This window comes from Sphingopyxis sp. EU05-FHT14B03, assembly GCF_058790875.1.
Window position 1 is genome coordinate 984,933 of sequence record NZ_JBYTDC010000003.1, and the last position, 18,385, is coordinate 1,003,317.

Here is an 18,385-nt window from a genome sequence, read left to right on the forward strand (position 1 = left end):
CATATCAATCCCTTTCGCTGATGTCGGGTGCGGAGCCGCCGCCGTGGCTATCGCCGCCCTTCAGGGTCTGCGCGCCGACCATCGCGCCCTGCGCGACCGACTGCCGATGCCGCATCGCGGTCGCCCAAGCCGGCGGCGTACCGGCAGCAGGTGCCGGTCCCGCCTTCGCCGCCTGACCCGCGCGGCCGGCCGCAAACTGCTCGCGGGTCCGCTCGGCGGCACGCCGAAGCGGGGACGCCGCAGCGCTCGCCGCCGAGCGCGCGACATTGGCGAGACCCGCACCGACCGCTTGCGCCCCGCTCTTCCCGGCCGCGCCTGCGGCGTAGGAGGCCGATGCGCTGCCCGCAGTGCGGGTAGCGCCAGCCGCAGCGCCGCGCGCAAAGCTGGCGGCGGCACCGGTAGCCAGCGTCGCACCCGCCGCGCCCGCGGCGAGCGTGGCGCCGGCGGCGACGGCCGTGCCGGCCGCAGCGCCTGCGCCGAGCTGGGGGCCGCCCGCGACGATGCCATTGGCGATCGAAGGACCGAAGATACCGAGACCCAGCAATGTGAGCGCGCCAAGCGCGATCGCCATAACCTGCTCGATGTCCGGCTCGGCGCCAATCTGGGCACCCATGAAGCGGTCGAAGAGGGTCGTGCCGATCCCGGTGATGACGGCGAGCACCAGCACCTTGATGCCGGAGGAGACGATATGGCCAAGGACGCGCTCCGCCATGAACGCGGTGCGGCCGAAAAAGGCGAAGGGGATCAGAACGAAGCCCGCGAGCGTGACAAGCTTGAACTCGAGGATCGTCACGAAGACCTGCACCGCGAGGATGAAGAAGGCGAGGACGACGATCACCCAGGCGATCAGCAGGATCAAGATCTGTACGAAGTTGGTGAAGAGCCCGATAGGCCCCAGGAGGTCCTTGCTCGCATCGAGAAGCGGCTCCGCGGCATCGAGGCCCGTCGCCGCGACGACGCCCGGGCGCATGAAGTCGCCGATCGCCATGGCGCCGCCGCTTGCCTTCAGCCCGAGACCGGCAAAGCTTTCGAGCATGATTGTCGCCAGGCTCTGGAAATTACCGATGATGAACGCGAAGACGCCAATATAAAGCGTCTTCTTGACGAGGCGCTGAAGGACATCCTCGTCGGCTCCCCACGCCCAGAACAGCGCGGCGATCGTCACGTCGATGACGATGAGCGTAGTCGACAGAAAACCGACTTCGCCGCCGAGCAGCCCGAAGCCGCTGTCGATATAGGTCGAAAAGACCGACAGAAATTGGTCGATCACGCCCGTGTCGTTCATCGCTCGTTCCTCCGCTCACCGAAAAACCGGCGACGCTTCGCTTCCCATGCCGCTTCGCAATCTGGGTCGACCGTCGTGACGGTCCGGCAGCGGCGAAGCCTATCGTCCGGCGCCGGGTGTGCGTCCGCCCCGGAGACCTGGGGGACGGACGCACGGGGCGCGGGCGGCCAGGTCGCGGCGACGAGCGCGAGCGTCATGGCGATTCCGCCCAGCACTGCCGCGCCTGCGATCCTGGCCGCCCAACCCATCTCAATTGCCTTTGAGGAAGCGGCGGAAGCGCTCGCGTCCTTCGGCTTCGGCAGCAGCCGCGCGGGCGGCATCGAGCATCTGTGCCCGCCCCTGCGCGGCGATCGCAGCGGCAAGATCACCAAGTTGCTGCGACTGGAGCGCAAGCAGCTGGTTGCCCGCCTGTGCCGCCTGAAGGGCGCCGGCCGCCGACTGGCTCGCGGTCACCAGCGTCGTGATCGAGCGGCGCGCATCGCCCATATTGCCGACGACGCCCGCCTGGACCTTCATCGCATCCTGGAAGGCGCCGACGCTGTCGGTCCAGCGCGCCTCGGCATTGGCGACCATTTCCGCCTGCGTGCCCGTCAGTGCGCCGCCCTTGTAGCGCGCGTCGAACGCCTTCTGGATGTCTCCGACATCAAAAGCGACCCGCTGCGCTTCGCCGAGCAGGGTGCGGGTCCGGTCGACCTGCCCTTGCAGCTCCTCGAGCGTGGAGACCGGCAGGCTCGACAGGTTGCGTGCCTCGTTCGCGAGCGACGTCGCCTGATTCTGTAGCTGCTTGATCTGATTGTTGATCTGCTCGAGCGTGCGTGCGGCGGTCAGGATGTTCTGGGCGTAATTGCGGGGATCATGGACGATCCCGCCCACCTGGGCCGCGGCCGGGGCGGACACGGCCGCAGCCGCGATGCCGCACCCGGTGACGAGCAGCGCGGCGGCGCAATGGAAAATCGGGGTCTTCATGGTCATTCACTCCTTCAGGGTGGAAAATTCGAGATTGGCGAGAAGATCGGCCGCCCAGTCGAGGCGGCGCTCACGCAGCCAGGCGGCGGCAAAGCCGTCGCTCCCATGTTCGGCGACGAGTTCGCCGATGCGGATCTGATCGGTCTTGGAAGACGCGGCGGTGAAGGCGAGCGCGATCTCGCCGAGGCCCAGCTCGAACAGCCGGTTCCCGCGGCGCGACTGGCAATAATAATCGCGCTTCGGGGTCGACCGGCTCAATATCTCGATCTGCCGGTCGTTGAGGCCGAAGCGCTCATAGACCCGCGCGATCTGCGGCTCGGCGGCGCGCTCATTGGGAAGGAAGATGCGCGTCGGGCAGCTTTCGATGATCGCGGGCGCAATGCTCGAACTCTCGATGTCGGCGAGGCTCTGCGTCGCGAAGATGACGCTCGCATTCTTCTTGCGTAGCGTTTTCAGCCATTCGCGCAGCTGCGCGGCGAAGGCCGGACTGTCGAGGATAAGCCAGCCCTCGTCGATGATGATCAGGGTCGGCGAGCCATCTAGGCGCTGCCCGATGCGGTGAAAGAGATAGGCGAGCACGGCGGGGGCCGAGGCGGCGCCAACGAGGCCCTCGGTCTCGAGCGCCTGCACCCGTGCGCTGCCGAGGCGTTCGACCTCGGCGTCGAGGAGGCGTCCCCAGGGTCCGCCGACCAGATAGGGCGCCAGCGCCTGCTTCAATTCCTGCGATTGCAGCAGGACCGCGAGCCCGGTCAGCGTCCGCTCCGCGACCGGCGCGGTGGCCAGCGACGTCAGCGCCGACCAGAGATGTTCCTTCGCGGCCGGATCGACCGCGACGCCTTCGCCCGCGAGGAGCGCGGCCAGCCATTCGGCCGCCCATGCCCGTTCGCCCGCCTCGTCGATGCGCGCGAGCGGCTGCAGCGCGACGCCGCCGCCGTCATCCTGCAAGGCGCGGCCCAGATCCTGCCAGTCGCCCCCCATGGCGAGCGTCGCGGCGCGGATCGAGCCGCCGAAATCGAAGGCGAAAATCTGGCTGCCCTCATAGCGCCGGAACTGCAGCGCCATCAGTGCGAGGAGCACCGACTTGCCGGCGCCCGTCGGGCCGACGACGAGGCTGTGGCCGACGTCGCCGACATGAAGAGTGAGGCGGAACGGGGTCGAGCCTTCGGTCTTGCCATAGAGCAAGGGGGCATCACCGAAATGCTCGTCCCGTTCCGCCCCCGCCCACACCGCTGATAAGGGTATGAGGTGGGCGAGATTGAGCGTCGAAATGGGGGGTTGGCGGACATTGGCATAGACATGACCGGGGAGACTCCCCAGCCAGGCGTCGACCCCGTTCATGCCCTCGACCGTGCAGGTGAAATCGCGGCCCTGGATGGCCTTCTCGGCGAGCCGCAGCTTTTCGGCCGCGATGGCGGGATCCAGATCCCACACGGTCAGCGTCGCGGTCACATAGGCGATGCCCGCATGGTCGGCGCCGAGTTCCTGCAATGCCATGTCCGCGTCGGCAGCCTTGTTCGAGGCGTCCGAGTCCATGAGCACCGACGTCTCGTTGGTCATCACTTCCTTGAGGATCGCGGCGACCGATTTGCGCTTGGCGAACCATTGCCGCCGGATTTTGGTCAGCAGCTTCGTCGCGTCGGTCTTGTCGAGCATGATCGCGCGCGTCGACCAGCGATAGGCGAAAGCAAGCCGGTTGAGTTCGTCGAGCAAGCCCGGCCAGGTCGCCGTCGGAAAGCCGGTGATCGTCAGCGTGCGGATATGATGCTCGCCGAGCCGCGGCGCGAGACCGCCGACGAGCGGCTGATCGGTCAGCAGCGCGTCGAGATAGACGGGTGTTTCGGGGACGCGGACGCGCTGCCGATTGGTCGAGACGCAGCTGTGGAGATAGGTGAGTGTCTCGCCGTCGCCCAGCCATTCGGCCTCGGGAACGAAGCCTTCAATCAGATGGAGCAGCCGCCCGCTACGATCGACGAAGCCTTTCAGCAGTTCTTTCGGATCGACACCCGCCTCCGAGCGCCCCTCATAAAGCCAGGCCTCGGCGCGCGCAGCCTCTTCGGCGGGCGGCATCCAGAGCAGGGTCAGATAATAGAAGCTTTCGAAATGCGCGCCTTCCTCGCGGAACTGCTCGCGGCGCTCGACATCGACCAGCGCCGAGACGGCGTCGGGAAAATCCGAGACCGGATAGGATATCGCGGGAACACGCTGCGCCTCGACGAAGACCGCCCAGCCCGAGCCGAGCCGCCGCAGCGCATTGTTCAGCCGCGCGGTCACCGAGACGAGTTCGGCCGGGGTCGCGCTGTCGAGGTCGGGACCGCGAAAGCGCGCAGTGCGCTGGAAGGAGCCGTCCTTGTTGAGGACCACGCCCTCGGCGACAAGCGCCACCCAGGGAAGATAGTCGGCGAGGGAAGCGGATTTGGTGCGATATTCGGCGAGGTTCATCATGGGCGCATCCAGACAGGAAATTTGAGGTGACGGCGGGCGACGTCGACGAACTGCGGGTCGTGCCGCGCCGCCCAGACCGAAAGGGCATGGCCGATCGCCCAGAGGGCAAGGCCGGCGATCCAGAGCCGAAGGCCAAGCCCGATCGCGCCGGCGAGGGTTCCGTTGACGATCGCCAAGCTGCGCGGCGCGCCGCCGAGCAGGATCGGCTCGGCAAGCGCGCGGTGGACCGGCGCGAAGAAACCCGGAATGTCGGCCTCCTGTGCCATCAGACGAGCGCCCCGCCGCCGAAGGAGAAGAAGGAGAGGAAGAAGCTCGATGCCGCGAAGGCGATCGACAGGCCGAAGACGATCTGGACCAGCCGGCGGAAACCGCCCGAGGTATCGCCGAAGGCAAGGCTCAGGCCGGTGACGATGATGATGATTACCGCGACGATCTTGGCGACCGGACCCTCGATGCTCTCGAGGATCGACTGGAGCGGGGCTTCCCAGGGCATCGACGAGCCGCCGGCATGGGCCGGGACGGCGACGATCATCGCGACGACGATCGCGGTCGAGGTGAGCATGGCGCGGCGGGCGCCATGCCGGGCGGCACGGATCATGAGCTTTCTCCTTCTTGTGTGTGCGGGACCAGGCGATATTCGCCGGTGGCGGGATCGAGTCCTTCGACCCGCGCAAGTTCGGACAGGCGCCGGCCGGTCCCATCGCGGACGAGGACGGCAACAAGGTCGATCGTTTCGGCAAGCAGCGCGCGCGGCACGGTTACGACCGCCTCCTGGATGAGCTGCTCCATGCGGCGGAGCGCCCCGAGCGCGCTTCCGGCGTGGATCGTACCGATCCCGCCCGGATGCCCTGTTCCCCAAGCCTTCAGCAGATCGAGCGCTTCGGGGCCGCGCACCTCGCCGATCGGAATGCGATCGGGCCGGAGGCGGAGCGACGAGCGCACGAGGTCGGTGAGCGATGCGACTCCGTCCTTGGTGCGCATGGCGACGACATTGCGAGCGGCGCACTGCAACTCGCGTATATCCTCGATGAGGATGATCCGGTCATCGGTGCCGGCGATCTCTGCGAGCAGCGCGTTGGCGAGCGTCGTCTTGCCGGTTCCGGTGCCGCCGGCGACGAGAATGTTCATCCGCCCGGCGACCGCATGCCGCAGCGAGGCGGCGGCAGCCGGCGCCATGATGCGCGCCCCCACATAATCGTCGAGTGTGAAAACGGCTGCCGCAGGCTTGCGGATCGCGAAGGCCGGAGCGATCACCACGGGCGGCAGCAATCCCTCGAACCGCTCGCCGCCGCCAGGCAGTTCAGCCGATACGCGCGGACTCCCGCCATGAACTTCGGCGCCGACATGATGCGCGACGAGGCGGATGATGCGTTCGCCATCGGCCGCGCTCAGCCATGTACCGCTGTCCGCGATGCCCTCGCCGAGCCGGTCGACCCAGAGGCGGCCGTCCGGATTGAGCATGATCTCGACGACTTGCGGGTCGGCAAGCCAGCCGGCGATCGCCGCCCCGAATGCGGTCTGCAACATGCGCGCGCTGCGATTTCGCGCTTCGAGCCGGATCGGTTCTGCTGCCATGAGAGGACCCCGTTTCGCGGCGCCGGACCGGATGTCCGTGCGACGGGGCCGAGTAAGAGACGCAGGGATTGCTCCAATTCAACAAGCTTTTGAGCGCGTCGCACCGTGGCGTCGAAAGACAGGCTATGGCGTAGGCGCCGTCATCGCGGGAAGCGGCCGCGCTTCCGCGAATCACCCCCGGGGCTTGTGCCGGAGGCGATTTTGACAAGAGTGTGAACATGAGTGATTCGAGGTCGCACACATATGAGGACGCCGAACGCTGGGCGCGCCTCACCGACAAGCAGCGGGCCTGCCTCGATCTCCTGATCGAGCGACAGACCTCGAAGCAGATCGCGCGGCAGCTCGGAATCGCCAAGCCCACCGTCGATCTCCGGCTGACCAAGGCGCGCGATATATTGGGGACGGCGAACCGGGACGAGACCGCGATCGTCTATGCCCGTCTCAAACAGACCTATGACCGGATCACATGCGATCCGATCGACCTTCCGCGGCCGCCTAAGCTCGTGCCATCCCACTTCCCGGACGGAGGCCCGGCCGACGCGATGGCGCTGAATGACAGTGCCCTGGCGGCGGGCGGGCCGATGGAGACCAGCCCGCCGTCCAGGGATTTCTGGAGGCATGACCATGCCCGGACGAGGCGAGCGCTGATCATGGCGGCCATGCTGGTCGCACTGGTCCTGCTCATCCTCTCGGGGCTCGCCATCGCCCAGGCGCTGACGACGCTGATCTCCGGCTGATCCCTTTCCCTTGTGCCCAAACAATTGCCGGATCGCCCCCGCGTTCCGGAAAAGGAGAAGTCATGTCCAAAGAAATCAACTTCGCAGCGGCTCGTCTCGAGCGCGACGTCCCGGCTGCGGAAGGCAGAGTCGATGATGCCCTCATCGCGGTGTCCTCGCTGATGACAAGTGTCGTTACCGCGCGACGCGATACCATCGGCGTGCCGGCCACCAGCGGCCATGCGACGATCCGGCGGCTCGCGAAGGCGCAGATGGCGCTGGTCGATGTGAGCGGCGACATTCTTCGCGTCCATGGCGATCTCGTGCAAATCGGTCGCGAGACGGCGGGCTATGACCTCCATGAATGCCCGGCGATCGCCGGCGCGGTTTCCGAGCCTCTTCCAGCGGCCGCCTGACCCCGATTGACCGGGAGCAGCCAGCATGAAAGGTTCGGGCGATGCGCATGGCATTTTTCCTCGCTTTCTTGCTGGTTGCTCTTGGCTATGCGGCCTGGCGCGGGGGCGGACCCGAACGCGCGATGGCGGCGATCGCGCTGACCATGGTGGGAGCGGACAAGATGCTCCACGCTTTCGTACCGGTCGAATTCGCATCGCTGGACACGGGCCATCTCGCGATCGACCTGTTCGGCGCGAGCGCGACCACCCTGCTCGCGCTTTTTGCGCATCGCTTCTGGCCCATGTGCGTCGCGGTGCTCCATATTCTGCCGCTCCTCGCGCACACGAGCCGGTTCCTCGATGTGGAGATTCATCCCGCAGCCTATCTGACGATGCAGGTTGCGACCTCGTGGCTGATTCCGCCGATCCTCATCCTCGCAACCTGGCGGCACCAGCGACGCCTGGCGCGCGGCGACAGCGAGCCGTCCTGGTACATCTCGTCGCGTCGATCGATCCCGAGAACAGCCAATCGATAGCCGAAACGCTACTTGCCGAGTTCCATAGTCTCGATCGCATCTGGTCGCGGTCACCCGAGGCGCTCGCGCGGGTCCTCGGGGAAAAGAGTCCGGTCATAGGCCTTCTGCTTGCCGCGCGCGAGGCCGGCCTCGAAGCCATGCGCGCCGAATTGCTCGGTCGCGTGATCGAACCCTCCAGCCCGAAATTGATCGAATATCTCAAGGCCTCGATGGGGGCGCTGCCCGAGGAAATTCTTCGCGTGCTGTTTCTGGACGCGTCGCGCCGACTCATCGCCGACGAGCAAATGCAGCATGGCTCGGTTCGGCAGCTGACACTTTATCCCCGCACGATTTTCCGGCGCGCGCTCGAACTGGACGCGGCGGCTATCCTGCTGGTCCATAATCATCCAAGCGGTGACCCGGCCCCGAGCGACAGCGATATTCGCGTCACCGACCTCCTGCGGGGCATCGGCCGGGCGCTCGACGTCGAACTCATCGACCATATTATCGTCACCCAGCGCGAGCACCATAGGCTGGCCGCCGGCAAAGCTCCGCCGAGGGGAAGACCGGGACCGCCGTTGACCCTCGGGGACGGGCATCGCGACGAGACGCAGAAAGAGATTGCCGACCTCGCACTCGCCAATGCGCGGCGGACCTTGCGGCGGCGGTTGCTGCGCAAACAGCTTCTGGGCAACGATGAATTATTCGGCGAGCCGGCGTGGGACATGCTCATCGACCTCTTCATTCATGAAGGCGAGGCGAAGCCGGTGTCGACGAGCAGCCTCGGCATCGCCTCGGGGCTGGGGATGAGCAGCGCGCTGAGGCTGGTCCAGCGGCTCTGCGACGCCGAGCTCCTGGTCCGCACGTCGGATCCCGCCGACGGACGGCGAAACTTCATCCAGCTGGCGCCCGAAGTCGCCCACCGGCTTACCGCCTATTTCGCGGCCGGCGAGGAATGAGTGCCGGGCTGTGTGCCCAGCGATACTTCCTCCTGGAACTTCGGCCCAAGTTCCATTCGGCGCGCGAGCGTATCGACGAACGCCTCCCACCGTTTCTTGCCGGTGGCCTGCGCCGCCTGCAGCGCCGCATCGGGGAGCGGCGGATTGTTCGTCAGCCAGGATCGGATGAACAGCGCGGCGGTCTCGTTCGACAGCTCGATATGCCATTCGAGCCGATCGATCTGCCGCGACAGGCGGTCGAGGCGCCGGGCGAGCACCGCCTCGAGCCGCTCCTCCTGATCGGGTGTGAGCAAGGATGCAAGGGCGGCTTCGACAATATCGGTTCGCGTCATGCGCCGGCTGCGCGCCCGTTCGTCGAGCTCGCGGCAAAGCGCGGCATCGAGGCGGAAGGTCCGTTTGACCGCGGGCTTTTTCACAGGTCGATTCCATCGCCCGGATCGAGCGATGCGTTGCGCGCATTGCGCCGCATCGCCCGGTCCATGGCGCGCCGGTCGCGCGCCGCGTTACCTCCCTCGCCGCCGCGGTCGAAATCGAACTCGTTGACCTCGGGCACAGGTTCGGGTGCCACATTCTCATGATCGGCGAGGCCCGGCTCCCGCCGGATCCCCGAATTGGCCCCCTCCTCCGCCGCAGCGCCCCTGGCCGGCGCCGCCGCCTTCGGGTCGCCGTCCTCCGCTGGCGATGCCCGGCGTCCGGCAGGCCCGGGTCCGGGAAGCAGAAGGACGGGCGCCGGCGCCTGCGGCCGCGGCGTCCAGTCGTCGTCCGCCCGTTTCGACGTCCGGGCAGGTGTCGGCGGTGCGAGAATGCGGCTCGTGAACCGGGGGTCGACATAATAGCGTGCCTTCGCAGCCCGGATCGGCGGCACCCCGGCGGCCATCACGATCTGCTCGCCTGGCGGCAGTTGCATCACCTCGCCCGGCGTGAGCAAGGCGCGGGCGGTTTCGGTGCGCGAGACCATGAGATGACCGAGCCAGGGCGAGAGGCGGTGGCCGGCATAATTTTTCATTGCACGCATTTCGGTCGCAGTCCCGAGCGCATCCGAAATACGCTTGGCGGTCCGCTCGTCGTTGGTCGCGAAACTCACCCGGACATGGCAATTGTCGAGGATCGCATTATTCTGCCCATAGGCCTTTTCGATCTGGTTGAGCGACTGGGCGATCAGGAAGGCCTTGATCCCGTATCCCGCCATGAAGGCGAGCGCGCTTTCGAAGAAATCGAGGCGGCCCAGCGCCGGAAACTCGTCGAGCATCAGGAGCAGGCGCCGCGGCCGCGCGCCGGGATTGAGATCCTCGGTGAGCCGCCGTCCGATCTGGTTGAGGATCAGGCGAATGAGCGGCTTCGTCCGGCTGATGTCGCCGGGCGGCACGACGAGATAGAGCGAGGTCGGACGGTCCCCCGCCATCAGATCGGCAATCCGCCATTCGGAGCGGCCCGTCACCGCCGCGATGACGGGGTCGCGATAGAGGCCGAGGAAGGACATGGCGGTCGAGAGCACCCCCGAGCGTTCATTGTCCGACTTGTTCAGCAATTCCTGCGCGGCCGCGGCGACGACGGGATGCACGCCCTTGTCCCCCAGATGCCGGGTCGTCTGCATGCGGCGCAGCGTCGAGACGATCGGTCGCCGCGGATTGGAGAGAAAGGCGGCGACACCGGCGAGCGACTTGTCTTCCTCGGCGTATAGCACGTGCAGGATCGCGCCGACGAGCAGCGCATGGCTCGTCTTCTCCCAATGGTTGCGCTTCTCGAGACTGCCTTCGGGGTCGACGAGCACGTCGGCGACATTCTGGACATCGCGCACCTCCCATTCACCGCGGCGCACTTCGAGCAGGGGATTATAGGCTGAGGATTTGGCATTGGTCGGATCGAAGAGCAGCACGCGGCCGTGCAGCGCGCGAAAGCCCGCGGTCAGCTGCCAATTCTCGCCCTTGATGTCATGGACGATGCAGCTTCCCGGCCAGGTGAGCAAAGTGGGCACGACGAGCCCCACGCCCTTGCCCGACCGTGTCGGCGCGAAGCAGAGAATATGCTCGGCGCCGTCATGCCTAAGATAGTCGCTACCGAACCGGCCGAGCACGACCCCTTCGCCCCCGAGCATCCCGGCAGCGCGTATCTCGCGCCGGCCCGCCCATCGCGCCGAACCATAGGTCTCGGCCTTCCGCCGTTCGCGGGCGCGCCATACCGACATGGCGATCGCCACGATGATGGCAGCGAACCCGCCCGACGCGGCGATCAGCGCGCCCTTATAGAAGATCGGCGGCGCATAGGCGTCGAAGGCGAACCACCACCAGAAGAAGGCCGGCGGCGGATAGACGGGATAATCGCCAAGGCGGAACCAGGGCTCGCCGAGCTCGGGCTGGAAGGCGAGCGCCGCCGCCGTCCATTGCGTCGCGCCCCAGACCGCAAGGAGGACGATCAGAAACACGGCCGTTATCTGGCCCCAGAGAATCCTGTCGTTCACGCTCGCCTCCCATGATGGATGCCCGGCCTCACAGCCCGATGCCCCTGCCGCGCCCGAGCGCCCAGTCGACGGTGCCGCCGGGCGTCATCGTCCCGGTGACATGCTGGCCAAGATGCTTGTCGAGCGCCGGGCGCCAGGGAACGAGCTGGAAACCGAGCCCGTCGTCGATCATCGCGAAACGGCCCGAAGACAAAGTGACGCGTTCGCGGTAGATGCCGCTTACATGGTCATCGGCTCCCGAGGGCCTGTGCGCGAGGCCGGTGCGCTCGGCGATCGAGCGGAACGCCGCGTCGAGGTCGCGCGCGTTCAAGGTCTCGATGAGACCCTGCGCGAGAATGACGCGCTGACCCTGGCGGCTCGCCAGTCCCTGCTCGGCGAGGTGGCGCGACCGCGCATCCATCGCATCGCGAATTTCGCGTCCGAAGCCTTGATGGCTCGCCGCCGGCTCGCGGGCGACGAGTTGACGGTCGAGCCAGGTCGCACCGGGCGCGGTCACTTGCGCACCCAGCGGCAGGTCCGATCGCGTCACGAGCGACTGCCGCATCTGCCCCTTCGCGTCGGCCCAGGATCGAAGCTCGACAATGGCGCCGGGCCGCGCGTCGCCGGTCATCTCCATGTCACCGAACCGCAGATGGTGCGTGCGCCCGTCGGCGCCGTCGATAATCGCATAGGCGCTGCCGGCGAGTTCGTCGTGAAGCCCGCGATCGACGAGGCGGCCGATGACCGGATCGGTCGGCACATCGCAGTGGAGAGCAAGCACCGACGGGTCGAAGCGGCCGCCATCGCGGGTCAAGGCGCGGTGCATGGTCTTGATGATGTCGCCGCGAACCGAGAGGTCACGCAGCACGGCTTCGGCATCGCCGCGCATGACCCAGATGCCGGACTCGATCTGCTCGGCAAGACCGAGCGCCTCGAGCTTCGCCGCCCGGCCAAGCAGCTGCCGATGAAGATGCCCATCGGCCTGACCGTCCGGCCGGAGATCGATCTCGCCTGCCCCCTCGGCGGCTATCCGCTCGAGCGTCCGGTCGAGGCCCGTCCAGCGCTCGGCGTCGACCTCGCGCGCAAGCGCATCGGCGATGTCGCGCGCGCTGCGCGGCCCGAGCTCGAGCGTGGCGATGTCCTCGGCGCGCCAGCGCAGCCCTTCGCTCATATAGCCGCGGTCGACGACGAGATCTTTGCCGTCGTCCGCGACGCCGCGGACGAGGATATGGATGTGCGGATTGTCGGTGTTCCAATGATCGACCGCGATCCAGTCGAGCCGCGTCTCGAGATCCTTTGCCATGTCGGCCATGAGGTCGCGGGTGAAGCGCCTGAGGTCGTCGATCTCCCCGGCATCTTCCGGACTGACGATGAAACGGAAATGATGACGATCGTCCTCGCAGCGCGATGCGAAGCCGGCGCGGTCGGCTGCGTCCCCCTCCGCGTCGAACATCGATGCGTCGCGGCCGTCGCGGGTGACGCCGTCGCGTTCGAGATATTGGATATGACGCGCGAGCGGCGCCGAGCGGAAGCGCTGGCCCTTGTGGCGCACGATCCGCGCCTTGATGACGACGCGGCGGCCGTCGGCACGAAAGCGTGCCCGCGCGAGCGCGCGGCGGCCGCGGCCATGATGCCCGGTGCCGCCGCCGGACCCCGGCGGACGGCGCGCGAAACCCTTGCGCGCCATGGAGCGGCGCACCTGCCCGGCAAGGCTCCGCCCCCGGCGCGACACCCCGGCCCCGCGGTCCCGCCCCCTTCCCGGCCGGATCTTAAACTCACCGTCGTCACCGCTCACGACGGGCCTGCCATATCATAAGGCACTGAATTTTCTTCGGAATGTCCGACATCATATGGCCAGGCAATTGCGAGCCATATGAATTTTCCGCTGATTTGCGCCCCTCATCGACCAAGTGGCTGGCAGCCCTTTTATCTCGCCATACTTCCCTTCCATCCCGGCCAATCCCGCCCTTCCTTGCCGGCTTTACCCGACAAGGCGCGGACGAACGCGGCGGAGCGAGGAAGGTCTTCATCGACGGTCCTGACCGGAAAGCGGGACGAAGAGCTGGTGCCGCCCGGCACCGGTGGCTGGCGCAGCGGCCGTCGGACTCTCCGGCAGACTGCTCGAGTCCGGGACGGCCCGCGCGCGATCTTCGACGATGGAGGCGTTGTCGCCCCGCGCGGCAAAGAGTGTCGATCGCTGCCAGCCCGGCGCGACCGAAGGCGGCGCGGCGGCGCGCGAAGCAATGCCGGAAGCGCCAAGCTCGGGCGCGATCCGCGCGACATAGGCGCGCGTTTCGGCAGGCAGTCCGCGCCGTCCGGACGCGAAGGCGTCGGCGCGGCCCGGTCCCGCATTATAGGCGGCGAGCATCAGCGACACATCGCGGTAGCGATCCCACATGGCGCGCAAATAGGCGGCACCTGCAAGGATGTTCGAGCGCACATCGAACGGGTCGGCGCCAAGTCCGTGGCGCGCTGACAACATCGCCCAGGTCGCGGGCATGATCTGCATGAGCCCCATCGCGCCAGCGTGCGAGACGGCGCGCGCGTTGCCCCGGCTTTCGGCATGCATGACGCGCCAGATCCAGCGTTCGGGGATACCGAAACGCTGCGACGCCTCGGCGACCGATGCCGCATAGGGATGGACATCGGCATGCACCGCCGGCGCGGCGACGGCAGCGGATGCGCCGCCGAACGACGCGCCGAGTGCGCAGCCGATTGCCGCGCAGCGCAGCGCGAGCGCAATGGCGGTGCAGGACGATCGCGGCCCGTATGCCATGGTCTAGCTCCGCTCGCGCGCCGACTGGCGCGACCAGAGCAGATGATGTTCGCCATCCTTCTGCGACGCGCGGAGCAGGTTCGCGCGGAGCGGAACCGCGAAGGCGGGGTCGTCGATCTGTACCGCGATGAACGCACCGGCGCGCTCGCCGGTGCGGTTCCAACCGGCGCCGATTTCGATTCCACTTGCAGCGTCGCCGAGGAGCAGCCGCCATTCGGGGGCATTTTCAGCCGCCGACGGCTGCGCCCGAACGATGGTGATCGCGGCATCGCAGGTGAGGGTGCGCAGACGGCCAGCATAGCCGTCGCCGCACTTTTCGAAAGTTCCGATGAGCATCGATATCACTCCTTTTCGCTGCGGGGAAAAACAGGATCGCGTCCCGACGGGCGCCAGCGCAGCGGCGCGCACGGGGCGTCGCGGGTCAGGATCGGGTGCGCCGTTCCGAGCAGGCCGATGGTCGGAAGCGGCCCGAAGTACCGCCCGTCGAGGCTGTCCGGCGCCGCATTGATCAGGAAGATTTCGCGGGGCCGGACGATGCGGCAGCCGAGCCAGACCGGCAGCGGCCGGCCGGCCCGGTCGCGCGCCCGCGCGCGGGCAAAAGCCTGGCCGTCGACGGTCACGAAGACGCCCGAGCGACAGACGCGCGCGCCGGGGAGTGCGGCAACGCGCTTGAGAAGCGGCACGCCGCGAGGCAGGTAATTGCGCCGCGCCATGTAGGCGGCGAGATCAGCCGGCGGCGAGATCGCGACCCAATCGCCGACCACGGGCGCGGCGCCGGGATCGATGCGATACAGACCGACCGGCGCGCTTTGGCTCGCATTCCATAGCAGGCGCGGCGTTGGCGCGAACGAGGCCGAAAGACCGAGCAATGTCACGGCGGCAGCGGCAATATGGAGGTAGCGGCGGTTCATGATTCGATCGCCCGGCGGCGTAGCCATGCCGCATGGCGCGCGGCGCTATAGGGACGAAAGGGCATCCCGGCGGCGAGACGGTCGGCGACATGACGCCAGTGATCGGGCGATGCGTCGCACGGATCGACCCCGGCGGCCTCGACCGCATCGACCGCTTCGAGCACCCGCGACACCTTCGGCCAGCTCTCGATGTGGAGCAGAATTTCGCCGCCCGGCCGGACGAACGGCAGCGCCGTATGAGGCTCGCCGACAGCGACCGCGGTGACGATCTGGATGCTCGAGTGGATGGTGCCGAAGTCGTTCGAGGACCAGCGCATACAGGCGAAGGTCGCTCCCGGACGAAACATGACGACGCGCTTGCGGCGGCTGACGATCCGCTCGGCGGCGACGCGGCCAAAGCGGATCCATTGCTCGGTGCGGCCTTCGATCCAGGTCAGTTCGACCTCGGTCAGCGGCGGCTGCGCCGCTGCCGTGCTCGCCGCCGCGATGCGATCGGGCGGCATCATCGGCGCACCGGCCGCGCGGGATGGACGGTTCCCTTGCCCGGATCGGAGGTCGAAGAGCGCCGGCCGATCTCGGCCCAGGCGTCGAGATCCTCGATCCCATAGACGACGCGTCCGCCAAGCTTGCGATAGGCGGGCCCGGTCCCGTAGCAGCGATGCTTCTCGAGGGTGCGGGCCGAAAGTCCGAGATGCAGGGCGGCATCGGGCGTTCTGAGATAGCGCGGGCCAAGGGCGGGCAAGGGGGGATTCATTCGCGTGCTCCTTCCAGCCGCCGGGCCGAAAAAAGCCGGTGCGGCGGGTCGTGGAGCGTGGTGGCGCGAAGAGGAGCGAGAGCCGGAGCGGCTAAAATTCAGGGCAATTTTTGTCGCCCCGCAGGGCCGGCGAGCAGCGCCCGATACCCGCCCTGCATCAGACCGCGTGCTTCCTCGATCAACCGCTGCGTTCGCCTTCGTTCGGACGAGGACTTCCATTCGGCGCCGCGGCCGACCGACAGGCGGGGGTAGATGATGAGGCGCGCAACATCGTGAGAGGTGACGCCGGCGCCGCCCGGTCCGTGCAGGAGATCGAGAATGGCGAGCATCGTGCCGAGGCGGCGCGCCTGATAGGCGGTCGGCAAGAAGCCGGCAGACGGCGGGCCGGGCGCATCGCCGAGCCATCGATCGAACCGCGCAGCCGCCTCACGGCGCAGGCCGACCAGCGAATCGCGCAGGATCAGGTTCGCAAGCGGGACGCCGGGACCGTCGCTGCGAAGCCACAGGCGGTGCCATGCCCGGTCGTCGGCGAAGACGAAGTGCCGTCCATCTTCAAGGCGGCGATCGGCGGCGACAAGATGGGGCGGCGGAACCGAAAAGGCGTCAGCCGCCGGGCATCCCGGCGGCGCCACGTCGAGGATGTTCGTGTAACCGCAGATCGCCGCCGACCAGAACGCAGGACTTTCACGCGCCGAGCGGGTCGGCGGGCATGGGAAAGCAAAGACCCCAGCGCCGGGCCATCGCCTCCCCCGCGGCGACATCGCCGCGGCGCCCGCCGGTCATAACGCAGTCATAGTCGCGGACATAAACAGGGTTGCGGCGCAGAAACTCCTGCGCGAAACCCGGAAAATCGAGCGGCGCCCGCTGCGTCACCTTCAATCCGGCCGTGTCTGCCACCGTCACCTCCATTGGGATGACGGCAGCATCGCGATCGGATGGGATGGGCCTATTCCCACATCGCGGAAGGCCGATCCCCAGATATGGGTATCCCGCCCGGCTGCTGCCGGGCGGGATAAGGGAGCTCAATCGCCGCCGCGGCGGGCCTGGCGGCTCCAGACCAGATCATGTTCCTCGCCTTCGCCGGCGAAAAGCTGGGCGAAGATGGGGGCGGCAAACGTCGGATCGTCGAGCTTGACCGACAGATAGGGGCGCTTGTCCTGCGTCTTCTTTTCCCAGGCGGCGCCGACTTCGGCCTCGCCGATGAAGACGCGGTGGCTGGGGGCGTTGCCGCTCGGATTGTCTTCCGGAACGATGCGAACCGATTTCGCCTGCACCGAGAGAGTGACGATCTGTCCCCGATATTCGCCGGAAACCTTCTTGAATGTGCCGATCCTGGCCATGATGCTTGTCCTTTCCTTGGGCTCGGGCCGCACCAGCGCGGCCTCGATGCGCATCGGTGGTCAGCAAGGGGCCGGTGCCGCAGCCGTCAGGCCCGCAGCGCAGCGGAGGACGGACACGGGCCGTCTTTCTTGTCTCGCGAGGAACGGCGGCACGCCGGGGGAAGAAAGTCGGTCAGGCCGTTGCGGCGTTCCGGACCAGCGCAGCGGCTTGCTGACAGATGGCGCATTCCGAGAGGCCGTGCTGGCGTGGCCAGTGACCGGGAAGCGCGGTATGGCCGTATCGCCCGCGACGAAAAGATGCTGGCGGGTCCGGGCGCCGCGCTATCGAACGGTCGGAGCGTCTCGCAGCCCGCTGATCGACGACCGGTCTGTCGTCAGCGACCGCCAACTCGCGCAGGCCGCCGCGACCCCGACAAGAATCGCGAGACAAGTTCGCCAACCGCCGTCGATACCGAGAAGATCCGCCAGCGCCATTCCCGCTCCCAGGCCCGCAGCGCCTGCCGGAGCCATGAAAAGCAATCCGATCAGGAGCCGGATACTTGCCGAGGTCGTTCGAGCAAACAGCCACCGCCCTGCCAGATGGACCCCGATTCCGGTAAGCAGTCCCATCGCCAGTGCAGCGGCCCATCCATTGCCTTGATCGCGAAGGACGAGGAAGGCGCAAAGGCCGAGGCAGACGGGCAAGGCCAAGGACGCCAGCCGGAACAGCAGCCCGATCAGATAGAGTGCGGCGATACCGCCGAGGATGATCATCAGCGTCATGGGCGTCGCCCCGTCGGGCGCGCCGACCACGACCTCGACGGCGTGATATGTCCGTCTGTCTCCACAGCGATCGGGCCAGGACAGAGCCGCGAGCGGCGCTGCCCCGGACCGAGGTGGATGCGATCAGCGGCCAAAGGGATCATATTCGCACACGATCATGTCGGGATCGCCGTCGAACTCGTCGAGCGGCATCACCGAATAGCCTTTGACGGTTTCGATGAGGACGATGACGGTCATCATCGTGCGGGCAAGGTTCCAGCCGAGCGATTGGGCAGTGGAAAGCGGCATGGGTCAAGCTCCTGTCGTTGGGAGCGGGCCATTCCCGCTCGACAGTCGCCCCGCCGGTCGGGGACAGGCCGCAATCACCGCGAGCGAAGCTGCGGCCGCACGCGGAGCGTAGCAGACCCTTTATGGGTTGATTGAAGGAGGCCTGGCCTCGCACCCAGGGATCAGCGGCATTCGAGCGGGAATGGCCCGCTCCCTCGGGCAGCGCCGTGCCGCATCTGAGAACCCATGCGGAATTTCCGGCAATATGACTTATACAAACGTCAT

24 protein-coding genes are annotated in these 18,385 nt (G+C 67.4%); 4 read left to right on the forward strand and 20 right to left on the reverse strand.

Features of this window, described 5'->3' with window-relative positions; translation table 11 throughout:
• Nucleotides 1–4: 4 nt before the first annotated feature.
• From trbL to trbB, 7 genes are read right to left on the reverse strand one after another with little or no spacing between them, the layout of a single operon-like run.
• Nucleotides 5–1,285: a P-type conjugative transfer protein TrbL gene (trbL, locus tag AC3WS4_RS21220; RefSeq protein WP_439512654.1), complete on the reverse strand. Its 1,281-nt coding sequence runs from the start codon at nucleotides 1,283–1,285 to the stop codon at nucleotides 5–7.
• Nucleotides 1,282–1,605 carry a putative entry exclusion protein TrbK-alt gene (gene trbK-alt / locus AC3WS4_RS21225; RefSeq protein ID WP_492738020.1) on the reverse strand — a complete coding sequence of 108 codons (324 nt, stop codon included), beginning with the start codon at nucleotides 1,603–1,605 and terminating at the stop codon, nucleotides 1,282–1,284. Before trbK-alt ends, trbL begins: the two co-directional genes overlap by 4 nt.
• Nucleotides 1,535–2,251, reverse strand: coding sequence for a P-type conjugative transfer protein TrbJ (gene trbJ / locus AC3WS4_RS21230; RefSeq protein ID WP_492738087.1), 717 nt, complete (start codon nucleotides 2,249–2,251; stop codon nucleotides 1,535–1,537). Before trbJ ends, trbK-alt begins: the two co-directional genes overlap by 71 nt.
• A 6-nt stretch (nucleotides 2,252–2,257) precedes the next feature.
• Entirely contained in the window at nucleotides 2,258–4,693 is a 2,436-nt protein-coding gene (trbE, locus tag AC3WS4_RS21235) for a conjugal transfer protein TrbE (RefSeq protein WP_286748850.1), read from the reverse strand.
• Complete coding sequence (locus AC3WS4_RS21240; RefSeq protein ID WP_053555699.1) at nucleotides 4,690–4,959, reverse strand: VirB3 family type IV secretion system protein; 270 nt, start codon at nucleotides 4,957–4,959, stop codon at nucleotides 4,690–4,692. Before AC3WS4_RS21240 ends, trbE begins: the two co-directional genes overlap by 4 nt.
• Nucleotides 4,959–5,291, reverse strand: coding sequence for a TrbC/VirB2 family type IV secretion system protein (locus AC3WS4_RS21245; protein WP_137890089.1), 333 nt, complete (start codon nucleotides 5,289–5,291; stop codon nucleotides 4,959–4,961). The genes AC3WS4_RS21240 and AC3WS4_RS21245 overlap by 1 nt, the downstream gene beginning before the upstream one ends.
• Nucleotides 5,288–6,268, reverse strand: a complete 981-nt coding sequence (gene trbB / locus AC3WS4_RS21250; protein ID WP_439512656.1) for a P-type conjugative transfer ATPase TrbB — start codon at nucleotides 6,266–6,268, stop codon at nucleotides 5,288–5,290. The genes AC3WS4_RS21245 and trbB overlap by 4 nt, the downstream gene beginning before the upstream one ends.
• Before the next feature lie 218 nt (nucleotides 6,269–6,486).
• On the opposite strand from trbB, the gene AC3WS4_RS21255 reads away from it, so the two are divergent.
• From AC3WS4_RS21255 to AC3WS4_RS21270, 4 genes are all read left to right on the forward strand, one after another.
• Nucleotides 6,487–7,005, forward strand: coding sequence for a LuxR C-terminal-related transcriptional regulator (locus tag AC3WS4_RS21255; RefSeq protein ID WP_286748852.1), 519 nt, complete (start codon nucleotides 6,487–6,489; stop codon nucleotides 7,003–7,005).
• A gap of 62 nt (nucleotides 7,006–7,067) precedes the next feature.
• Nucleotides 7,068–7,400 carry a hypothetical protein gene (locus tag AC3WS4_RS21260; RefSeq protein WP_077031274.1) on the forward strand — a complete coding sequence of 111 codons (333 nt, stop codon included), beginning with the start codon at nucleotides 7,068–7,070 and terminating at the stop codon, nucleotides 7,398–7,400.
• 41 nt (nucleotides 7,401–7,441) lie between these two features.
• Nucleotides 7,442–7,915: a hypothetical protein gene (locus tag AC3WS4_RS21265; protein ID WP_444805319.1), complete on the forward strand. Its 474-nt coding sequence runs from the start codon at nucleotides 7,442–7,444 to the stop codon at nucleotides 7,913–7,915.
• Between the two features lie 137 nt (nucleotides 7,916–8,052).
• Nucleotides 8,053–8,853 (forward strand): JAB domain-containing protein, encoded by an 801-nt coding sequence (locus AC3WS4_RS21270; RefSeq protein WP_310256110.1) that lies wholly within the window; start codon nucleotides 8,053–8,055, stop codon nucleotides 8,851–8,853.
• Here the strand turns inward: AC3WS4_RS21270 and AC3WS4_RS21275 are convergent.
• From AC3WS4_RS21275 to AC3WS4_RS21335, 13 genes are all read right to left on the reverse strand, one after another.
• Nucleotides 8,829–9,269 carry a ribbon-helix-helix protein, CopG family gene (locus AC3WS4_RS21275; RefSeq protein ID WP_137890084.1) on the reverse strand — a complete coding sequence of 147 codons (441 nt, stop codon included), beginning with the start codon at nucleotides 9,267–9,269 and terminating at the stop codon, nucleotides 8,829–8,831. The genes AC3WS4_RS21270 and AC3WS4_RS21275 overlap by 25 nt on opposite strands.
• A complete protein-coding gene (locus AC3WS4_RS21280; protein WP_137890083.1) occupies nucleotides 9,266–11,311 on the reverse strand; it encodes a conjugal transfer protein TraG in 2,046 nt (681 codons plus the stop codon). Before AC3WS4_RS21280 ends, AC3WS4_RS21275 begins: the two co-directional genes overlap by 4 nt.
• Before the next feature lie 28 nt (nucleotides 11,312–11,339).
• Nucleotides 11,340–13,085: a relaxase/mobilization nuclease domain-containing protein gene (locus tag AC3WS4_RS21285; RefSeq protein WP_444805320.1), complete on the reverse strand. Its 1,746-nt coding sequence runs from the start codon at nucleotides 13,083–13,085 to the stop codon at nucleotides 11,340–11,342.
• A 231-nt stretch (nucleotides 13,086–13,316) separates the two neighbouring features.
• Nucleotides 13,317–14,066, reverse strand: a complete 750-nt coding sequence (locus AC3WS4_RS21290) for a lytic transglycosylase domain-containing protein (RefSeq protein ID WP_286748857.1) — start codon at nucleotides 14,064–14,066, stop codon at nucleotides 13,317–13,319.
• 3 nt (nucleotides 14,067–14,069) lie between these two features.
• Nucleotides 14,070–14,402, reverse strand: a complete 333-nt coding sequence (locus AC3WS4_RS21295; RefSeq protein ID WP_286748858.1) for a DUF736 domain-containing protein — start codon at nucleotides 14,400–14,402, stop codon at nucleotides 14,070–14,072.
• A 5-nt stretch (nucleotides 14,403–14,407) separates the two neighbouring features.
• Nucleotides 14,408–14,977 carry a S26 family signal peptidase gene (locus AC3WS4_RS21300; protein ID WP_286748859.1) on the reverse strand — a complete coding sequence of 190 codons (570 nt, stop codon included), beginning with the start codon at nucleotides 14,975–14,977 and terminating at the stop codon, nucleotides 14,408–14,410.
• Entirely contained in the window at nucleotides 14,974–15,483 is a 510-nt protein-coding gene (locus AC3WS4_RS21305) for a DUF2840 domain-containing protein (protein ID WP_286748860.1), read from the reverse strand. Before AC3WS4_RS21305 ends, AC3WS4_RS21300 begins: the two co-directional genes overlap by 4 nt.
• Nucleotides 15,480–15,731, reverse strand: a complete 252-nt coding sequence (locus tag AC3WS4_RS21310) for a helix-turn-helix transcriptional regulator (RefSeq protein ID WP_053555711.1) — start codon at nucleotides 15,729–15,731, stop codon at nucleotides 15,480–15,482. The genes AC3WS4_RS21305 and AC3WS4_RS21310 overlap by 4 nt, the downstream gene beginning before the upstream one ends.
• 98 nt (nucleotides 15,732–15,829) lie before the next feature.
• Nucleotides 15,830–16,492 (reverse strand): DUF2285 domain-containing protein, encoded by a 663-nt coding sequence (locus AC3WS4_RS21315; RefSeq protein WP_444805321.1) that lies wholly within the window; start codon nucleotides 16,490–16,492, stop codon nucleotides 15,830–15,832.
• Nucleotides 16,416–16,628, reverse strand: a complete 213-nt coding sequence (locus AC3WS4_RS21320) for a transcriptional regulator domain-containing protein (protein ID WP_286748862.1) — start codon at nucleotides 16,626–16,628, stop codon at nucleotides 16,416–16,418. The genes AC3WS4_RS21315 and AC3WS4_RS21320 overlap by 77 nt, the downstream gene beginning before the upstream one ends.
• Before the next feature lie 125 nt (nucleotides 16,629–16,753).
• Nucleotides 16,754–17,071: a DUF736 domain-containing protein gene (locus tag AC3WS4_RS21325; protein ID WP_286748863.1), complete on the reverse strand. Its 318-nt coding sequence runs from the start codon at nucleotides 17,069–17,071 to the stop codon at nucleotides 16,754–16,756.
• A 321-nt stretch (nucleotides 17,072–17,392) separates the two neighbouring features.
• Nucleotides 17,393–17,833, reverse strand: coding sequence for a hypothetical protein (locus AC3WS4_RS21330; protein ID WP_444805322.1), 441 nt, complete (start codon nucleotides 17,831–17,833; stop codon nucleotides 17,393–17,395).
• Between the two features lie 123 nt (nucleotides 17,834–17,956).
• Nucleotides 17,957–18,121 (reverse strand): hypothetical protein, encoded by a 165-nt coding sequence (locus tag AC3WS4_RS21335; RefSeq protein ID WP_198040404.1) that lies wholly within the window; start codon nucleotides 18,119–18,121, stop codon nucleotides 17,957–17,959.
• Between the last annotated feature and the right edge of the window lie 264 nt (nucleotides 18,122–18,385).

Coding starts and splice junctions, on each gene's coding strand:
- AC3WS4_RS21290 (WP_286748857.1), bottom strand. CDS start 14,066: ATGGCATACGGGCCGCGATCGTCCTGCACCGCCATTGCGCTCGCGCTG.
- AC3WS4_RS21335 (WP_198040404.1), bottom strand. CDS start 18,121: ATGCCGCTTTCCACTGCCCAATCGCTCGGCTGGAACCTTGCCCGCACG.
- trbE (WP_286748850.1), bottom strand. CDS start 4,693: ATGATGAACCTCGCCGAATATCGCACCAAATCCGCTTCCCTCGCCGAC.
- AC3WS4_RS21315 (WP_444805321.1), bottom strand. CDS start 16,492: ATGTCGCCGCGGGGGAGGCGATGGCCCGGCGCTGGGGTCTTTGCTTTC.
- trbK-alt (WP_492738020.1), bottom strand. CDS start 1,605: ATGCCGCCCGCGCGGCTGCTGCCGAAGCCGAAGGACGCGAGCGCTTCC.
- AC3WS4_RS21325 (WP_286748863.1), bottom strand. CDS start 17,071: ATGGCCAGGATCGGCACATTCAAGAAGGTTTCCGGCGAATATCGGGGA.
- trbB (WP_439512656.1), bottom strand. CDS start 6,268: ATGGCAGCAGAACCGATCCGGCTCGAAGCGCGAAATCGCAGCGCGCGC.
- AC3WS4_RS21240 (WP_053555699.1), bottom strand. CDS start 4,959: ATGGCACAGGAGGCCGACATTCCGGGTTTCTTCGCGCCGGTCCACCGC.
- AC3WS4_RS21310 (WP_053555711.1), bottom strand. CDS start 15,731: ATGAATCCCCCCTTGCCCGCCCTTGGCCCGCGCTATCTCAGAACGCCC.
- AC3WS4_RS21305 (WP_286748860.1), bottom strand. CDS start 15,483: ATGATGCCGCCCGATCGCATCGCGGCGGCGAGCACGGCAGCGGCGCAG.
- AC3WS4_RS21295 (WP_286748858.1), bottom strand. CDS start 14,402: ATGCTCATCGGAACTTTCGAAAAGTGCGGCGACGGCTATGCTGGCCGT.
- AC3WS4_RS21300 (WP_286748859.1), bottom strand. CDS start 14,977: ATGAACCGCCGCTACCTCCATATTGCCGCTGCCGCCGTGACATTGCTC.
- AC3WS4_RS21330 (WP_444805322.1), bottom strand. CDS start 17,833: ATGACGCTGATGATCATCCTCGGCGGTATCGCCGCACTCTATCTGATC.
- trbJ (WP_492738087.1), bottom strand. CDS start 2,251: ATGAAGACCCCGATTTTCCATTGCGCCGCCGCGCTGCTCGTCACCGGG.
- trbL (WP_439512654.1), bottom strand. CDS start 1,285: ATGAACGACACGGGCGTGATCGACCAATTTCTGTCGGTCTTTTCGACC.
- AC3WS4_RS21255 (WP_286748852.1), top strand. CDS start 6,487: ATGAGTGATTCGAGGTCGCACACATATGAGGACGCCGAACGCTGGGCG.
- AC3WS4_RS21265 (WP_444805319.1), top strand. CDS start 7,442: ATGCGCATGGCATTTTTCCTCGCTTTCTTGCTGGTTGCTCTTGGCTAT.
- AC3WS4_RS21245 (WP_137890089.1), bottom strand. CDS start 5,291: ATGATCCGTGCCGCCCGGCATGGCGCCCGCCGCGCCATGCTCACCTCG.
- AC3WS4_RS21270 (WP_310256110.1), top strand. CDS start 8,053: ATGCGCGCCGAATTGCTCGGTCGCGTGATCGAACCCTCCAGCCCGAAA.
- AC3WS4_RS21260 (WP_077031274.1), top strand. CDS start 7,068: ATGTCCAAAGAAATCAACTTCGCAGCGGCTCGTCTCGAGCGCGACGTC.